Origin of the sequence: Amycolatopsis sp. NPDC021455 (assembly GCF_040640995.1) — a bacterium.
Taxonomy (GTDB): domain Bacteria; phylum Actinomycetota; class Actinomycetes; order Mycobacteriales; family Pseudonocardiaceae; genus Amycolatopsis.
The window spans coordinates 33,845-48,683 of the sequence record NZ_JBFACT010000004.1; the positions used below are offsets into that span (position 1 = coordinate 33,845).

Annotated in this window: 13 protein-coding genes; 4 read left to right on the forward strand and 9 right to left on the reverse strand. The window is 69.5% G+C overall.

All coding sequences use genetic code 11. From position 1 onward, the window contains the following. Nucleotides 1-16: 16 nt before the first annotated feature. From AB0G28_RS07610 to AB0G28_RS07625, 4 genes are all read right to left on the reverse strand, one after another. Nucleotides 17-1,813 (reverse strand): DUF262 domain-containing protein, encoded by a 1,797-nt coding sequence (locus tag AB0G28_RS07610; RefSeq protein ID WP_361084270.1) that lies wholly within the window; start codon nucleotides 1,811-1,813, stop codon nucleotides 17-19. Nucleotides 1,814-1,905: 92 nt separating this feature from the next. Further along, entirely contained in the window at nucleotides 1,906-2,688 is a 783-nt protein-coding gene (locus AB0G28_RS07615; protein ID WP_361084273.1) for an SDR family oxidoreductase, read from the reverse strand. A 22-nt stretch (nucleotides 2,689-2,710) separates the two neighbouring features. Further along, nucleotides 2,711-3,694, reverse strand: a complete 984-nt coding sequence (locus AB0G28_RS07620; RefSeq protein WP_361084276.1) for a glutathione S-transferase C-terminal domain-containing protein — start codon at nucleotides 3,692-3,694, stop codon at nucleotides 2,711-2,713. Nucleotides 3,695-3,702: 8 nt separating this feature from the next. After that, nucleotides 3,703-4,179, reverse strand: a complete 477-nt coding sequence (locus AB0G28_RS07625) for a MarR family winged helix-turn-helix transcriptional regulator (protein ID WP_361084279.1) — start codon at nucleotides 4,177-4,179, stop codon at nucleotides 3,703-3,705. Between the two features lie 106 nt (nucleotides 4,180-4,285). On the opposite strand from AB0G28_RS07625, the gene AB0G28_RS07630 reads away from it, so the two are divergent. The 3 genes from AB0G28_RS07630 to AB0G28_RS07640 all read left to right on the forward strand — a co-directional run bounded on the left by AB0G28_RS07630 (nucleotide 4,286) and on the right by AB0G28_RS07640 (nucleotide 5,427). Beyond that, nucleotides 4,286-4,843, forward strand: a complete 558-nt coding sequence (locus tag AB0G28_RS07630; RefSeq protein ID WP_361084282.1) for a YceI family protein — start codon at nucleotides 4,286-4,288, stop codon at nucleotides 4,841-4,843. 173 nt (nucleotides 4,844-5,016) lie between these two features. Beyond that, a complete protein-coding gene (locus AB0G28_RS07635; RefSeq protein ID WP_361084285.1) occupies nucleotides 5,017-5,301 on the forward strand; it encodes a holin in 285 nt (94 codons plus the stop codon). Between the two features lie 3 nt (nucleotides 5,302-5,304). After that, complete coding sequence (locus AB0G28_RS07640) at nucleotides 5,305-5,427, forward strand: hypothetical protein (protein WP_361084288.1); 123 nt, start codon at nucleotides 5,305-5,307, stop codon at nucleotides 5,425-5,427. A gap of 18 nt (nucleotides 5,428-5,445) precedes the next feature. On the opposite strand, the gene AB0G28_RS07645 is transcribed toward AB0G28_RS07640, so the two are convergent. From AB0G28_RS07645 to AB0G28_RS07665, 5 genes are read right to left on the reverse strand one after another with little or no spacing between them, the layout of a single operon-like run. Continuing rightward, nucleotides 5,446-7,449, reverse strand: a complete 2,004-nt coding sequence (locus tag AB0G28_RS07645; protein ID WP_361084291.1) for a TIM-barrel domain-containing protein — start codon at nucleotides 7,447-7,449, stop codon at nucleotides 5,446-5,448. A gap of 21 nt (nucleotides 7,450-7,470) precedes the next feature. Further along, nucleotides 7,471-8,286 (reverse strand): carbohydrate ABC transporter permease, encoded by an 816-nt coding sequence (locus tag AB0G28_RS07650; RefSeq protein ID WP_361084294.1) that lies wholly within the window; start codon nucleotides 8,284-8,286, stop codon nucleotides 7,471-7,473. Then, nucleotides 8,283-9,224, reverse strand: coding sequence for a sugar ABC transporter permease (locus tag AB0G28_RS07655; RefSeq protein WP_361084297.1), 942 nt, complete (start codon nucleotides 9,222-9,224; stop codon nucleotides 8,283-8,285). The genes AB0G28_RS07650 and AB0G28_RS07655 overlap by 4 nt, the downstream gene beginning before the upstream one ends. Then, the gene (locus tag AB0G28_RS07660; protein ID WP_361084300.1) at nucleotides 9,221-10,465 is read right to left on the reverse strand and encodes a sugar ABC transporter substrate-binding protein; all 1,245 of its coding nucleotides are present in this window, start codon (nucleotides 10,463-10,465) and stop codon (nucleotides 9,221-9,223) included. Before AB0G28_RS07660 ends, AB0G28_RS07655 begins: the two co-directional genes overlap by 4 nt. Nucleotides 10,466-10,506: 41 nt before the next feature. Next, a complete protein-coding gene (locus tag AB0G28_RS07665; RefSeq protein WP_361084304.1) occupies nucleotides 10,507-11,514 on the reverse strand; it encodes a LacI family DNA-binding transcriptional regulator in 1,008 nt (335 codons plus the stop codon). A 347-nt stretch (nucleotides 11,515-11,861) separates the two neighbouring features. On the opposite strand from AB0G28_RS07665, the gene AB0G28_RS07670 reads away from it, so the two are divergent. Continuing rightward, nucleotides 11,862-14,789, forward strand: a complete 2,928-nt coding sequence (locus AB0G28_RS07670; RefSeq protein WP_361084307.1) for a glycoside hydrolase family 3 C-terminal domain-containing protein — start codon at nucleotides 11,862-11,864, stop codon at nucleotides 14,787-14,789. Nucleotides 14,790-14,839: the final 50 nt, after the last annotated feature.

Consider the following 14,839-nt stretch of genomic DNA (forward strand, 5'->3'; position numbering starts at 1 on the left):
CCGCTGAACACGCCTCTCAGTTCGGTTCGACCGGTGCGTCGGTCTGCACCTCTTTGCCCATGACGCGGCTGATCAGCGACACCAGCGCGCGCTCGCGTCGACTCATCGCCGTCTCGAAGTCGTCGTTCCGCAGATCGACCGCGGAGACCTGGTGGGAATGCACGTTCCGGTCGATGGTCTCGGGTGTCGTTTCGGCACTCTTCGCCAGCCCGCGGAGGTAGACGGACGGCGGCCGGCCGCCGATGATCCGGTTGGTGCGCGCGGTCAGCGGAGTCTTGTTGACGATGGAGTTGTAGCGGTTGGCGTCGATACCGGCCTTTTCGCACCACACCTTCGGGAAGATGTGGTGGATGTCCACGGCGTTGTCGAAGTAGTTCTCGTCCGACATGTCCGAACCGGTGCACCAGTCCAGTGGGCCTTCGCGCAGGAGCAGGGCGTAGAGGCCCTTGTACGCGGCGGAGCCGCGAGTCCGCAACGACCACAGCCGGCTCGAAACGAACTGGGCCTCCTGCACGGTCCTCGGTTCGGTCTCCGCGCCGCGAACCCAGTCGACGAGATCCGGAACGTCGCGGGCGAACCTCGTCTCGGTGGTGCCGCCGTAAAGCTCACCGAAGACTCCGCACCAGTACCAGCGGGAGATCTTCTGGCGGGCACCGACCGTCTCGGCCTGCTGCCCCAAGAGCGCGAAGACGGCGGCCATCGGGATGAGCTGGCTGCCGTAGGGGAGGAACCGGGTGTCGAAGATGTGCTGGGCGTGGAGGAACTGCGCCACTGCCTTGAGGCCTTCCGTCACATCCGGAGCCCACTTCAGGTATTCCGCCAGGGTCAGGTTCAGCATGTCCGCGCGGCGGCACCCGATCCGGGGAGCACTGGCCTCGTCGCGCCCGGCCTCGATGGCGGCCTGTCGCCGCTCGATGGTCGCCAGCAAGGCCACCGCCTGCAGGAAGTCGGTGTTGGCGACGTTGGCCAGGATGTCGTATTTCCCGGTGCTCCAGGACGCCTTGCGATCATCCCAGTCCTGGCGCAGGTCGAAGTCGTCGGCGGCGAACGTGGCGGTGAGCAGCTCGAAGACCGTGAGCGTGACGCCGCCGGTGTTGACCTTCTCGAAGACCTGGCAAACGGCCTGCCGCGGGGTGCTGCGGCCCAGCTCGATCACGGGCAGCTGGTACTGGATGAAGCGCTGCACCACGGCGTCGTTGAACGTCCCCCACAGCTTGAGGTTCTCGCTCTGCCGTTCGGGTTCGAACTGGACGAAGCCCATCATCCAGGGCATCGAGTCGAACAACGCGGTGCAGGGGAACATCCTCGCCGCGTATTCCTTCTCCGGGGTGGACAGATCCAGGATCGGGCGGCCGCGGAAGTCGAGGCGGATCTTCGTTTCCGGCACGAACACGATGGCGTCCTCGCGGTCACCGTCGTCGAGTACGGCCCGTTCCATGTCGAGGTAGAACCAGCCTTTGACGTCCTTGCCGCGGACGTCCTGGGTTTCGACCGGAGCCTTGCGGTGGATCGACTGGTAGAGCGACGTCAGGCGCTGCTGGCCATCGAGGATCAGGCGGTCGGGGGTCGTCCGGGACGCCGGTTGGGCTCCTTCGACGGCTCGCGTCTTGAAGCGTGTTTCGCCACCCTGCCGCAGCATCATCACGGTACCGGCCGGATAGCCCAGGGAGATCGACGCGATCAGGCTCGCGATGTTGCGGTCCGGCCACACCCATCCGCGCTGGAACTCCGGCAGCTGTGTCTCCCCGCGGTCGACCTGGGTAAGCAGGTCCTTGAGGAACTCCTTCTCGATGCCGAAAGCCTCAACGCCCACGTTTGCTCCTGTTCTTTTGCGCCGTCCGCCCTATGTCGTGGGCGAACGGCGAAAAGTTTCAGGTTGGAGGTCAAGGACCGGTATCGGTCCGCTCAGGTGTGCGTCCCGCCGTCGATGCGGATCTCCGTGCCCGTGATGAACTTCCCGTCGTCCGACGCCAGCATCGCCACCACGCCCGCCACCGCCTCCGGGCCCGCGACCGCGTTGCCGACCTCCGTCTTGTGGTCCGTCGGCAGGATCGGCAGCAAGCGCCCGAACAGGGAAAAGTCGGGGTCCTTCGGCAGCCAGCTCGCCGCCGAGTCCGTGATGCCGCTCTTCACGCTTCCCGGGGCGATGCTGACCACGCGCAGGCCCTGCTTTCCGTACTCCAGCGCCAGCGAGTGCGTGAACGCCTGGATCCCGCCCTTGCTCGCGCTGTACGCCGCCATGTACGGGTGGGCGAACGACGCCGACGTCGAACTGAAGTTCACCACCACGCCCTTACCGCTCTCCAGCAGGGCCGGGAGGGCCGCGCGGGTGGTCAGGAACGTTCCCGTCAGGTTCACCGCCAGCACCCGGTTCCACAGCTCCAGCGACGTCTCGTGCGTGTGCGACGCCAGCAGGATGCCGGCCGCGTTGACCAGCACGTCGAGGCCGCCGAGGACGTCGATCGCCGAGGCCATCCGTGAGGCCACCGAGGCTTCGTCGGCGACGTCCATCGTGAACGTCGTCAGGCCCGCGATCGCGGCGGCCTTCTGGGTGCCCTCCAAGCCCTCTTCGGAGACGTCGGTCCCGATGACCCGCGCCCCCTCCTCCAGCAGGCGGAGCGTGGTGGCCCGGCCGATGCCGGAACCGGCGCCGGTGACCAGGACTCGGCGATCGCGCAGGCGTTCCATGACGATCACCGTAACCAAGATCTCAGAGCGCGGGCACCCTCTCTTCGGAGGGTGGCGGGCCCGGGGGCGTCCCGTCGCCGAACGGGCGGCCGCCCAGCTCCTCGCGGCCGTGCGGCGTGAGCCAGCCGGACAGGTCCGGGCCCAGCGGGACGATCCGCGTCGGGTTCACGTTCTCGTGCACGACGTAGTAGTGCTCCTTGATCTGCGCGAAGTCGATCGTGTCGCCGAACCCGGGCGTCTGGAACAGGTCGCGCGTGTACGCCCACAGCACCGGCAGCTCGGTCAGCTTCTGGCGGTTGCACTTGAAGTGGCCGTGGTAGACCGCGTCGAACCGGACCAGCGTCGTGAACAGCCGGATGTCCGCCTCGGTGATCGTGTCGCCGACCAGGTACCGCTGGTCCGCCAGCCGCTCGGACAACCAGTCCAGCCGGGCGAACAGCTTCCGGTAGGAGTGCTCGTACGCCTCCTGGGACCGGGCGAACCCGCACTGGTACACCGCGTTGTTGACGTCGGTGAACACCTTCTGCGCGACGTCGTCGATCTCGTCCCGCAGCTTCTCCGGGTAGAGCTCGGGGGCGCCGTCGCGGTGGTAGGCCGTCCACTCGGCCGACATGTCCAGCGTCATCTGCGCGAAGTCGTTGGTCACGACCTTGCCGCTCGGGATGTCGACGAAGGCCGGCACGGTGATGCCGCGCGGGTAGTCCGGGTCGCGCTTGAAGAACGCCTCCTGCAGCCGCTCGATGCCGAGCACCGGGTCGCGGCCGTCCGGATCGAGGTCGAAGCTCCAGCTCCGCTCGTCGTGCACCGGCCCCGCGATGGCCATCGACAGCACCGGCTCGAGGCCCAGCAGCCGCCGGACGATCACCGCGCGGTTCGCCCACGGGCACGCGCGGGCCACGACCAGCCGGTACCGGCCGGGCTCGACCGGCCAGCCGTCTCGGCCGTCGGCCGTGATGCGGTCCGGGATGTAGTTCAGGTCACGCTTGTACTCGCCCTTGTCGCTCATCGGCGTCCTCAGCAGTCGTCGGTCGGGGGAGCGGTGTCCAGTGCGGCGGCCAGCCGGGCCAGCACCGGCCCGGCCGCGCGGATGTCCTCGGCGCTCAGGTGGTCGAACACCGAAGCCCGCACGCGGGCGAGGTGCCCCGGGTAGGCCGCCTTCAACCTGGCCAGTCCCGCCTCGGTCAGCACGGCGTTGGAGGCGCGCCCGTCCTCGGCGCACCGGCGCTTCTCGACCAGGCCACGCCGGGTGAGGTCGTCGACGACCCGGCTGATCCGGCTGAGGGACAGCCCGGTGGTCGCGGCCAGCGCCGAGATGCGGAGCAGGTGGCCCGGCGCCTCGGACAGCGCCACCAGCACGCCGTAGTCGGTGATCGTGAGACCCGTCTCGGGCAGGAACTGGTCCTCGAGCGCACGCGGCAGCGCCGTCATGATGCGCATCAACGGCCGCCAGAAGGCGGCTTCGTCGAGGTCGAGCGCGGACTGATCACCCATGCAGGCGACTCTACCGAAAGCTTGCTTGCGCAACCAGCAAAAGTGAGTAGAGTCTTGTTGAGCCCTCAACCACTGGGGGTCGCCCCTACGAGGAGAGAAGAAGAGCATGACCAGCGCGACCACCTACCCCCAGCTGACCGGTGAGTACACCCTGGACGCCGCCCACTCGCGGATCGGGTTCGTCGCCCGCCACGCCATGGTGACCAAGGTGCGCGGCAGCTTCAACGACTTCACCGGCACCGCGACCATCGACGGCGACGCGCCGGAGAAGTCGAGCGTCCAGGTGACGATCCAGGCCAAGAGCATCGACACGCGCAACGCCGACCGTGACGCGCACCTCAAGGGCAACGACTTCTTGTCGATGGACGAGTACCCGCAGATCACGTTCAGCTCGACCGAGATCAAGCAGACCGGCGACACCAGCTTCGACGTGACCGGCGACCTGACGATCAAGGACGTGACCCGCTCGGTCACCATCCCGTTCGAGTTCGAGGGCTCCGCGAAGGACCCGTTCGGCAACGACCGCATCGGCCTCGAGGGTTCGACCACGATCAACCGCAAGGACTACGGCGTCACCTGGAACGCCGCGCTCGAGACCGGCGGCGTGCTGGTCAGCGACAAGGTCACGCTGGAGTTCGAGATCTCCGCGATCAAGTCCGCCTGACACCCGCTCGCGACTGCAGCACCCCCGACACCGCCCTGCCGGCCTGGCAGGGCGGTGTCGCGTTTTCCGGCACGGAATCGCGCACGGCTGTATCAGGCGCGTTCGATCGCGCACGGTAAGAGGTGGAGGGCGAGGGCACCCGCCGGCCTGTTCCGTGAAGGGAGACGCGAAACATGCGAACGCGAAAATTCTGGAAGGACGCCTTCGAACGCGCCTTCCGCACCGTGGTCCAGGTCGCCATCGCCACCTTGGCCGCCCGGCAGACCGGCCTGCTCGAGACCGACTGGCTCGCGGCGTTGTCGACGGTGGGGATGGCCGCGGTCCTGTCGCTGCTGGGCTCGGTCCTGAGCCAGCTGCCCAACCCGGACGGTTCGGCGTCCTTCGTCGAGGTCTGCGCCCCGGCCGGCCCGCCCGCGAGCACTCCGGTCGCGCAGTCCGGGACAAGCGCGAGGAGCTGAGCGATGGGAAAGGTCGAGGGCGCGGTCGGCCTGCTCGGCATCCTCGCGGGCTGGCTCGGGCCGACCGTGCTGGGGCTGGTCGTGGTCGGGGTGATCCTCCTGCTGGTCTTCCGGCGGGACAAGTGACTGCCTGCCGATCCGGCGCTACTCCGGCCGGATCGGCAGGTCCGCGCCGTCCCGCAGGAACACCGGGATCCGGTCCGCCGGTGCCGCCGCCTCGATCGTCACCCCGCCCTCGTGCCGTGCACCGCTCGCCGCGTCCGTCCACGACGCACCGGCGGGCAGGTACACGCCGCGGGAGGTGACCCCGGGCGACAGCACCGGCGCCACCAGGACGTCCGGGCCCAGCAGGAACTGGTCCGACACGTCCCAGGACGCGGCGTCGGCCGGGAAGTCGACGAACAGCGGCCGCATCGGGGGGATGCCCTGCTCGTGCGCCACCCGCATCTGCTCCATCAGGTACGGCCGCAGCCGCTCGCGCAGCCGCAGCGACTCCGTGATCGCCTCGTAGGCCGGCTCGCCGTACGACCAGACCTCGTTCGGGCCGCCGGTCATCTCCGGGCCGAACGCCGGGCGCGGGTCGCGGTAGCCGTGCAGGCGGAACAGCGGGCAGAACACGCCGTACTGGAACCACCGCACCATCAGCTCGCGGTACTCCGGCGAGTCCGGGTCGCCGCCGTGGAAGCCGCCGATGTCGGTCGTCCACCAGGGGATGCCGGCGATCGCCACGTTCAGCCCCGCCCGCACCTGCGTGCGCAGCGACTCCCACGTCGCCCCGATGTCGCCCGACCACAACGCGGCCCCGAACCGCTGGCTGCCCGCCCACGCCGACCGGGACAGCAGCACGACCTCGTCGTCGCCTTCGGCGCGGATGCCGTCGTGGAACGTCTGCGCGTTGGCCTGCGGGTACATGTTGAAGACCTCCGCGCCCGGGCCGGCGTGGAAGCCGAGGTTGTGCGGGTGGCCGGGCTGGATCTCCGGCTCGTCGCCGTCCAGCCACCACGCCCGGACGCCGACGTCGTAGTAGTTCTGCTTGACCTTGCTCCAGACGAACCGCCGCGCCGCGGGGTTCGTCGCGTCGTAGAACGCCACCGGCATCTCGACGTCGAAGCCCTTGTCCTTCCACGGCGCGTGGAAGGGGATGCCGTTCTCGGCGGCGACCAGCAGACCCTGTTCGTGCAGCTCCCGGTAGTTCTCCGAGAGCGGGTTGACCGACGGCCACACCGAGACCATCAGCTTGACGCCGAGCTCGGAAAGCGAGCGCACGAGCCCGGCCGGGTCGGGCCACTCGGTCTCGTCGAACTTCCAGTCGCCGAGGTGCGTCCAGTGGAAGAAGTCCGTCACGATCACCGACAGCGGCAGTCCCCGCGAGTGGTACTCCCGCGCCACGGCCAGCAGCTCGTCCTGGGTGCGGTAGCGCAGCTTCGACTGCCAGAACCCGGCCGCCCACTCCGGCAGCATCGGCGCGTGGCCGGTCGCGTCGGCGTAGTGGCCGAGGATCTGGCGCGGGCCGTCGCCGGTGGTGACCCAGTAGTCGATCTGGCGGGCGTCGTCGGCGACCCAGCGGGTGCCGTTGGCGGCCAGTTCGACGCGGCCGACGGCGGGGCTGTTCCACAGGAACCCGTAGCCGCGGCTGGACAGCAGGAACGGCACCGACACCTCGGCGTTGCGCTGCACCAGGTCGAGCACGAGACCCTTCTGGTCGAGCCGGCCGTGCGTGCGCTGCCCGAGGCCGAAGATCCGCTCGTCGTCGTAGGCGGTGAACCGCTGTTCGAGACGGCCGTAGCCGTTGCGCGAGGGCATGAACAGCCGCGCCCCCGGCCACCAGAAGTGCGCGCGCTGCTCCGACAGCAGCTCCTCGCCGGTGTCCGTGCGGACGAACTTGAGCTGCGCGTCGATCCCGGTGTCGGTGTCGGCGATCTCGACGATCGCGGTGAGCGGGCCGTTGACCACCCGGCCGGTGCGCCCCTCGACCGAGGCGGTGGCAGCGGACGGCTTCGCGGGCAGAAGTGCTCCTGGGACGTCGTCGAGGATGCGGTGCCGTCCCGCGCGCACGCGCAGGCTGCCGTCGCCCCATGGCTCGATGCGCAGCACCTCGTGCCGCACGCGGACTTCGAGCGAGCGGCCGTCTTCGGTCGTGGCGATCACGCGGTTTCTCCTTGGGAAGAATCAGTCTTTGACGGCGCCGCTGGTCAGCCCGGCGACGACGTAACGCTGGGCGACGACGAGCAGCACGGCCGCGGGGATCGCGGCGAGGACGGCGGTGGCCATGATCCCGTTCCAGTCGGCGGACTGGTTGCCGACGAACCGGTAGATGCCCACCGTGATGGGCTCGAACACCTGCCCGGTGGTGAGGGTGACGGCGAACAGGAAGTCGGCCCAGGCGAACAGGAACGAGAACAGCCCGGCCGTGACGAGCGCGTTGCGGCTGACCGGCAGGATGATCGAGAAGAACGTCCGCCAGTAGCCCGCACCGTCCACCCGGGACGCTTCGGTGAGCTCCTTCGGCACGGAGATCATGAACGCCCGCAGCAGCAGGATGGCGAACGGGATGGTCGCGGTCGAGTCCGCGAGCACCAGCCCGAGGTAGTTGTCGATCAGGCCGAGGTTGCTGAACACGGTGTAGAGCGCGTTGGCCATCACGATGCCGGGGATCATCTGCACGATGAGCAGCACGAACACCAGCACCGGGCCGCCGCGCACCTTGAGCTGCGCCAGCGCGTACGACGCGGGCGCCGCCACCAGCAGCGACACGAGCACCGTGCCGAGCGCGACGATGACGCTGGAGAGCAGGTTCGGGCCCTGCGTCGCGACGGCCTTGCGGTAGCCGTCCAGGGTGCCGCCGACCGGGAAGAACGCCGGGTCCGGGCGCAGCAGCGCGCCGCTGGGCTGCAGGGACGCGTTGATCATCCAGTACAGCGGGAACAGCAGCACCGCGACGATCAGCACGCCCACCACGGTCCGCGGCCAGTTCGCCGTCTTCATGCCGCCGCCTCCGCCAAGGTCGCCTTCGCCGAGCGCAGGTACAGCAGCCCGAACACGGTCGCCACCACGATGAGGACGTTCCCGACCGCCGCGCCCTGGCCGAACGCGAAGTCCTGGAAGGACAGCCGGTACGACCACGTGGTCAGCGTCTGCGTCGCGTTGGCCGGGCCGCCGCCGGTGACGACCATGATCACGTCGAACACCTTGATCGTGTAGACCAGCCCGAGCATGAGCACGATCCCGGTGACCGGCCGCAGCAGCGGCCAGGTGACGTGCCGGAACCGCTGCCACGCCCCGGCGCCGTCCAGCTCCGCGGCTTCGTAGAGCGACGCCGGGATCGCGCGCAGCCCGCCGTGCAGGATCACCAGGTTGAACGGGATGCCGATCCAGATGTTGGTGAGGATCACCGCCGGCAGCGCCCAGTTGGTGCTGCTCAGCCACGGCACCGCGTCGAGCCCGACGAGCCGCAGGCCGGCGTTCAGCACGCCGTGGTCCTGGTCGAACATCCACCGCCAGATCGCCCCGCTGACCACCAGCGGGAGCAGCCACGGCAGCAGGAGCAGCGACCGCAGCAGCGCGCTGCCGAGGAAGCGGCCGTTGAAGAACACCGCGAGCGCCAGGCCGATGCCGAACTGGAAGACCAGCGACCCGGCGGTGAACAGCACCGTGTTGAGCGCCGCCGTGGAGAACAGCGGGTTGCTCAGCACGGCCGAGTAGTTCGAGAAGCCGACGAACGGCGCTTCGCCGGTGTAGAACGACTTCACCGTGTAGTTCTGGGTGCTCATCACCAGGTTCGCGACCAGGGGGTAGCCGAAGAACACGATGATGTAGGCCAGGGCCGGCAGCAGGAACGCCCACGCGGCGAACCGGTTGTCCCGCCGGGACTTCCGGTTCGCGCGGGGTGCCGCCGAAACGGCCGGAGCGGCGGTGACCGTCACGAGCCGCTCGCCTGCTGGGCGGCCTTGAGGGCCTGGTCGACCGGCGTCTTCCCGGTCAGCGCCGCCTGGAGCGCGTCGGCCAGCGCCTGCGAGACCTTCGGGTACTTCTCGCCGAGCTCGGCGGTCCGGGAACGCGCCGTGCCGACCTCGTCGACGAACGCCTGCATCGCCGGCTGGTCGGTGCCGAACTTCTGTGCCGTGGCCGTCTTCGACGGGATGTAGGCGTGCGCCTTGCTCCACTCGAGCATCGTCGGCTCGGACAGGACGCAGGAGAGCACCTTCCCGGCGGCCTGCTGGGCGGGCCCGCTGGTCACCGGCACGGTGCCGACCTCGCCGCCGAGGGCGACCACCGGCTTGCCGCCGGCCTGCGGCACCGGGATCGGCACGACGCCGTAGTGCAGCGACTTCTGCTCGTCGAGCCGGGCGATGTTCCACGAGCCGTTGATCATCATCGCCGCGTTGCCGCCGACGAACTGGTCGGCGACGTCGTTCTGGTTCCAGGTCACCACGGACTTCGATGCCGAACCGGAGTTCACCAGGTCGGTGACGTACTGCAGGGCTTGGGTGGCCTTCGGAGAGTCCAATTGGGACAGTTCCGCGCCGTTGCTCCAGAAGAACGGGAGGAACTGCCAGGTGCCCTCTTCCGACGGGATGGCGGAGAAGGCCAGGCCGTACTTGCCGTCCTTGGTCAGCTTCGCCGCGGCGGCCTTCAGCTCGTCCCAGGTCTTCGGCGGCTCGAGGCCCGCGGCCTGCAGGAGGTCCTTGTTGTAGATGAGCGCGAGGCCGTTGACGCCGGGGGCGACGCCGTACAGCTTGTCCTGGTAGGTCCCCGCCTTGACGATGCTCGGGTAGAAGCCGTCGGTGGTGATGCCGTAGTCGGTCAGCGGCGTCAGCGCGCCGGTGGCGGCGACCTGCTGCAGCGTCGGGTTGTCGGTGAAGAGCAGGTTCGGCAGCGTCTTCGAGCTGGCGCTCTGCAGGACCTTCGGCAGCATCTGGTTGGTCGGCACCTTCTGCCGCTCGATCTTGATCCCGGTCTGCGCGGCGCAGGTGTCCAGGATCTTCTGCCACGCGGCGGAGCCCTGCTCGTCGGCGTAGTAGTCGAGCTCGGTGATCGACGTGGCGGCCGGAGCGCCGTCGCCGCCGGGTGCGGCCGGGGCCGTCGGGCTGGGGCTGCAGGCGGCCAGCAGGACGGCACTCGCGGCGCTCGCGGTCAGGACGAGGGCACGACGGGCTACGGGCATGGTGATTCTCCTTCAGCGGCGGAGCAGAACCGGGACCGGGACTAAGGGCGCGGCGCGGCGGTGCTTTCGCGCCGGGTGAGGCGGGGCCCGAGCAGCCGGACCTCCGGGGTGGTGTGGCCGGCGAGCCGGCGCATGGTCATTTCGACGGCCTGGGTGCCGACCTCCTCGGCCGGGATGGCCACGTTGGTCAGCGAGACGACGTGCTGCTCGGCCATGCTGTCCGGGCACACGGCGATGACCGAGATGTCCTCGGGCACCCGCAGGCCGCGGTGGCGCAGGTCCGACAGCAGCCCGGGCAGCACGGCCTCGTTGTGCACGACCAGGCCGGTCAGGTCCGGGTCGGCGGCGAGCAGGTCGTCCACGCAGGCGCTCACCGCTTCGTAGGAGTGGGCGCACGCCCGGGACTCCGCCCGCACCCCCCGGCTCTTCGTGGCCTCGTCGAAGCCGCGCAGGAACCGGGTCGCGTAGCTCGTGCCACGCCGGTAGACCGCGGGGGAGGGGCCGATCAGCGCGATCGAGCGGTGGCCGAGCTCGGCCAGGTGCGCGACGCACGCCGTGCCGGCGGCGGTGAAGTCGAGGTCGACGCAGCTCAGCCCGGCCGGGTGGTCGGGCACGCCGATGAGCACCACCGGCAGGTCGAGCGCCAGCAGCATCGGCACCCGCGGGTCGGCGGCTTCGACGTCCATCACCATCAGCGCGTCGGCGATCGCCGACGACGCCACCCGCTGCAGCGCGGCGGGTCCTTCGTCCTTGGTGAGCAGCAGCAGGTCGTGGTCGTACGCACGGGCCGCGGTGACCGCCGAGGCGACGAACTCCATCACGACGGCGACGTTGAGGTCCGTGCGCAGCGGCACGACCAGGGCCAGCACGTTGGTCTTGCTGCTGGCCAGCGCCCGCGCCCCGGCGTGCGGGTGGTAGCCGAGCTTGCGGATGCTGTCCTCGACCAGCCGCCGGGTCTTCGGCGAGATCGAGCGTTTGCCGCTGATCACGTACGACACCGTGCTGGGGGCGACCCCGGCCGCGTTGGCGACGTCGTTGATCGTGACCACGGGCGGCCTCCTGGGGACGGGCGAGCGGTGTGGTGTCGAAGCGCATCGACGATGGCACGAAGGTAAGTGACACGCGCCCGAAACACAAGCATCATTCGCCGTTCGCCCGCATTCGATTCATATTCGACAACGGACGCATTCATCGAAATCGTCGAAAGCTGCTGTTGAAGGTTCTTCCAGCAGCTCAGTGCCGCGTTAAGTTCGTTAAGTGCGGAGGGCTGGGAGCGTGCACAGGAAGTCTTGACCCGGTGCTCACGCGGCTGTAATAGTCGTCACGATCCCCACCCCTTCGACGCGAATGTTTGCGCCGCGTCGTCGAAACGATTCGACGATTCCGGAGGCTGTCCGTGCGCCACTCCCTCTTCCGCCGTGCTCTCGCCCCGGCGGTGGCCGCGACCCTGCTGCTGGCCCCTTCGCCGGCGCTCGCGGCACCCCCGCCCCCGTTCCGCGATCCGTCGCTGCCGCTGGCGACCCGGATCGACGACCTGCTGTCCCGCCTCACGGCGGACGAGAAGGTCTCCCTGCTGCACCAGTACGAACCGGCCATCCCGCGGCTCGGCATCGGTGTGTTCAAGACCGGCACCGAGGCACTGCACGGCGTCGCCTGGTCGACCGACTACGACAACAAAGGCGCTGTCGTGAAGGCGGACGGGACCGTGTTCCCGCAGGCCATCGGCCTGGCCAGCACCTGGGATCCCGCACTGGTCAAGCAGGTCGGCGCGGCCGTCGGGCAGGAGGCGCGCGGCTTCAACGCGCGGAACCCGACGCTGTGGGGCCTCAATCTCTGGGCGCCGGTGGTGAACCTGCTGCGCGACCCGAGGTGGGGCCGCAACGAAGAGGGCTACTCCGAGGACCCGCACCTCACCGGGGAGCTCGCGACCGCCTACGGCCGCGGCATCCAGGGCGACGACCCGCGGTACCTGCAGGCCGCCCCCACGCTCAAGCACTACCTCGCCTACAACAACGAGGTCAACCGCGACACCAGCAACTCCTCGGTGCCGCCGAAGATCCTGCACGACTACGACGAGCAGGCGTTCAAGATCCCGCTGCAGAACGGTGCCGCCAACGCCGTCATGCCGTCGTACAACCTGGTCAACGGGCGGCCGAACACGGTGAGCCCGGACCTCGGCGGCAAGCTGCGGCAGTGGGCGCCCCAGGACATCGCCGTCGTCAGCGACGCCGGCGCGCCGTCGAACCTGGTCAACTCCGAGAAGTACTACGCCACCAAGGCCGAAGCGGACGCGGCGGCGATCAAGGCGGGGCTCGACAGCTTCACCGACAACGACACCGACGGCTCGATCACCGTCGCCGCGGTCAAGGAGGCCCTGAGCAAGGGCCTGCTGACGATGGCCGACGTCGAAAACGCCGACCGGCACCTGCTGTCGCTGCGGTTCCGGCTCGGCGAGTTCGACCCGCCGGGCCGCAACCCGTACGCGAAGATCACCCCGGCCGTCATCGGTTCGCCGGAACACCGGGCCCTGGCGCGCAAGGCCGCCGACGACCAGGTCGTGCTGCTGCGCAACAACGGCAACGCGCTGCCGCTGGACGCCGCGAAGAACAAGAAGATCGCGGTCGTCGGCCCGCTCTCGAACACCCTGTACGAAGACTGGTACGCCGGCGCGATGCAGTACAAGGTCACCCCGGTGCAGGGCATCAAGGAGCGGCTCGGCTCGGCGGGCACGGTCGCGTCGGCGGAAGGTGTCGACCGGATCGCCCTGAAGGACCTCTCGACCGGCCGGTACCTGACCGCACCGGCGACCACGGGCAAGGTGACCGCCGGCGGGACCACCGCGGGCACCGCCGAGTCCTTCGACGTCTACGACTGGGGCGCGGGCAAGAACACCCTGCGCGCGGCCGCGAACGGCAAGTTCCTCAGCTATTCCGGCGGCGCGCTGGTCAACGACGTCGACCAGCCGGCCGGCTGGTTCGTCCAGCAGCAGCTGAAGCTCGACGCCCAGCCGGACGGCAGCTACGTGCTCGAATACGCGGGCAACGAAGTGAACGAGCCGTGGTTCGGCCCGAACAAGTTCGCCGTCGTGGGCGCCGACGGGGTCCTGACGATCTCCTCGCCGGACGCCGCGCACGCGACCAAGTTCGGCCGTGACGTGCTGACCAGCGGGGTCGGCAGCGCGGTCGCCGCCGCCAAGGACGCGGACACCGCCGTCGTCGTGGTCGGCAGCATGCCGTTCATCAACGGCCGCGAGGCGAACGACCGCACGAGCACCGAGCTCGCCCCGGCGCAGCGCGCGCTGATCGAAGCCGTGCAGAAGGCGAACCCGCACACCGTCGTCGTGGTGGAGAACAGCTACCCGACGACCGGCTGGGACACGCTCTCCGTGCCGGGCATCGTGTGGACCAGCCACGCCGGGCAGGAGACCGGGCACGCGGTCGCCGACGTGCTCTTCGGCGACACCGACCCGAGCGGGCGGCTCACGCAGACCTGGTACGCCTCCGACGCCGGGTTGCCGAGCATCCTGGACTACGACATCGCGAAGACCGGGATGACCTACCAGTACTACCGCGGGAAGCCGCTGTTCCCGTTCGGCTACGGGCTCAGCTACACCAGCTTCCGCCACGACCGCGTCCGCGCCACCCAGGCGAACGGGAAGGTCCAGGTCAGCGTCGACGTGACGAACACCGGCGCCCGCACTGGATCCGACGTCGTCCAGCTGTACTCGAAGAACTCCGGGGTGCAGCGGCTGCGGGACTTCTCGAAGGTGACCCTGGCGCCGAAGCAGACCCGCACGGTGCGGTTCGAGGTGCCGGTGGCGGACCTGGCGTCCTGGGACGTCAACCGGGACCGGTCCGTGGTGGCGGCGGGCGTGTACGAGTTCTCGGTCGGCCGCAACGCCTCCGAACTCTCGGCACCGCAGCCGGTGTACGTGCCGGGGGAGCGGGCCCTGCCACGCGACCTGAGCCGTCCGACGCAGGCGCAGAACTTCGACGACTATTCCGGCACGACATTGACGGACACGTCGAAGACTTCGGGTACGTCGGTCGCCGGCGTGGCCGGCAGCTGGGTGGCCTACCGCGATGTGGCTTTGACCGGCCCGGCGCGGTTCTCGGCCTCGGTGTCCGCGCTCGTGTCATCGCACGTCACGATCCGCCTGGACTCGCCGACCGGCCGCGTCGTGGGAACGGCTTCGGTCCCGAGCACCGGCGACCGGTACGCGTACACGACGGTGACCGCCGCGCTGGCGAAGGCCACCGGCCGCCACGACGTGTACCTGACGTTCGACGGCCCGGTGAACCTGGCGACGTTCTCGCTGCGCTGAGGAACGGCGGCCCGGGATGCGCCCCAATGTGGCGTTGGTTGCTCCTCCCA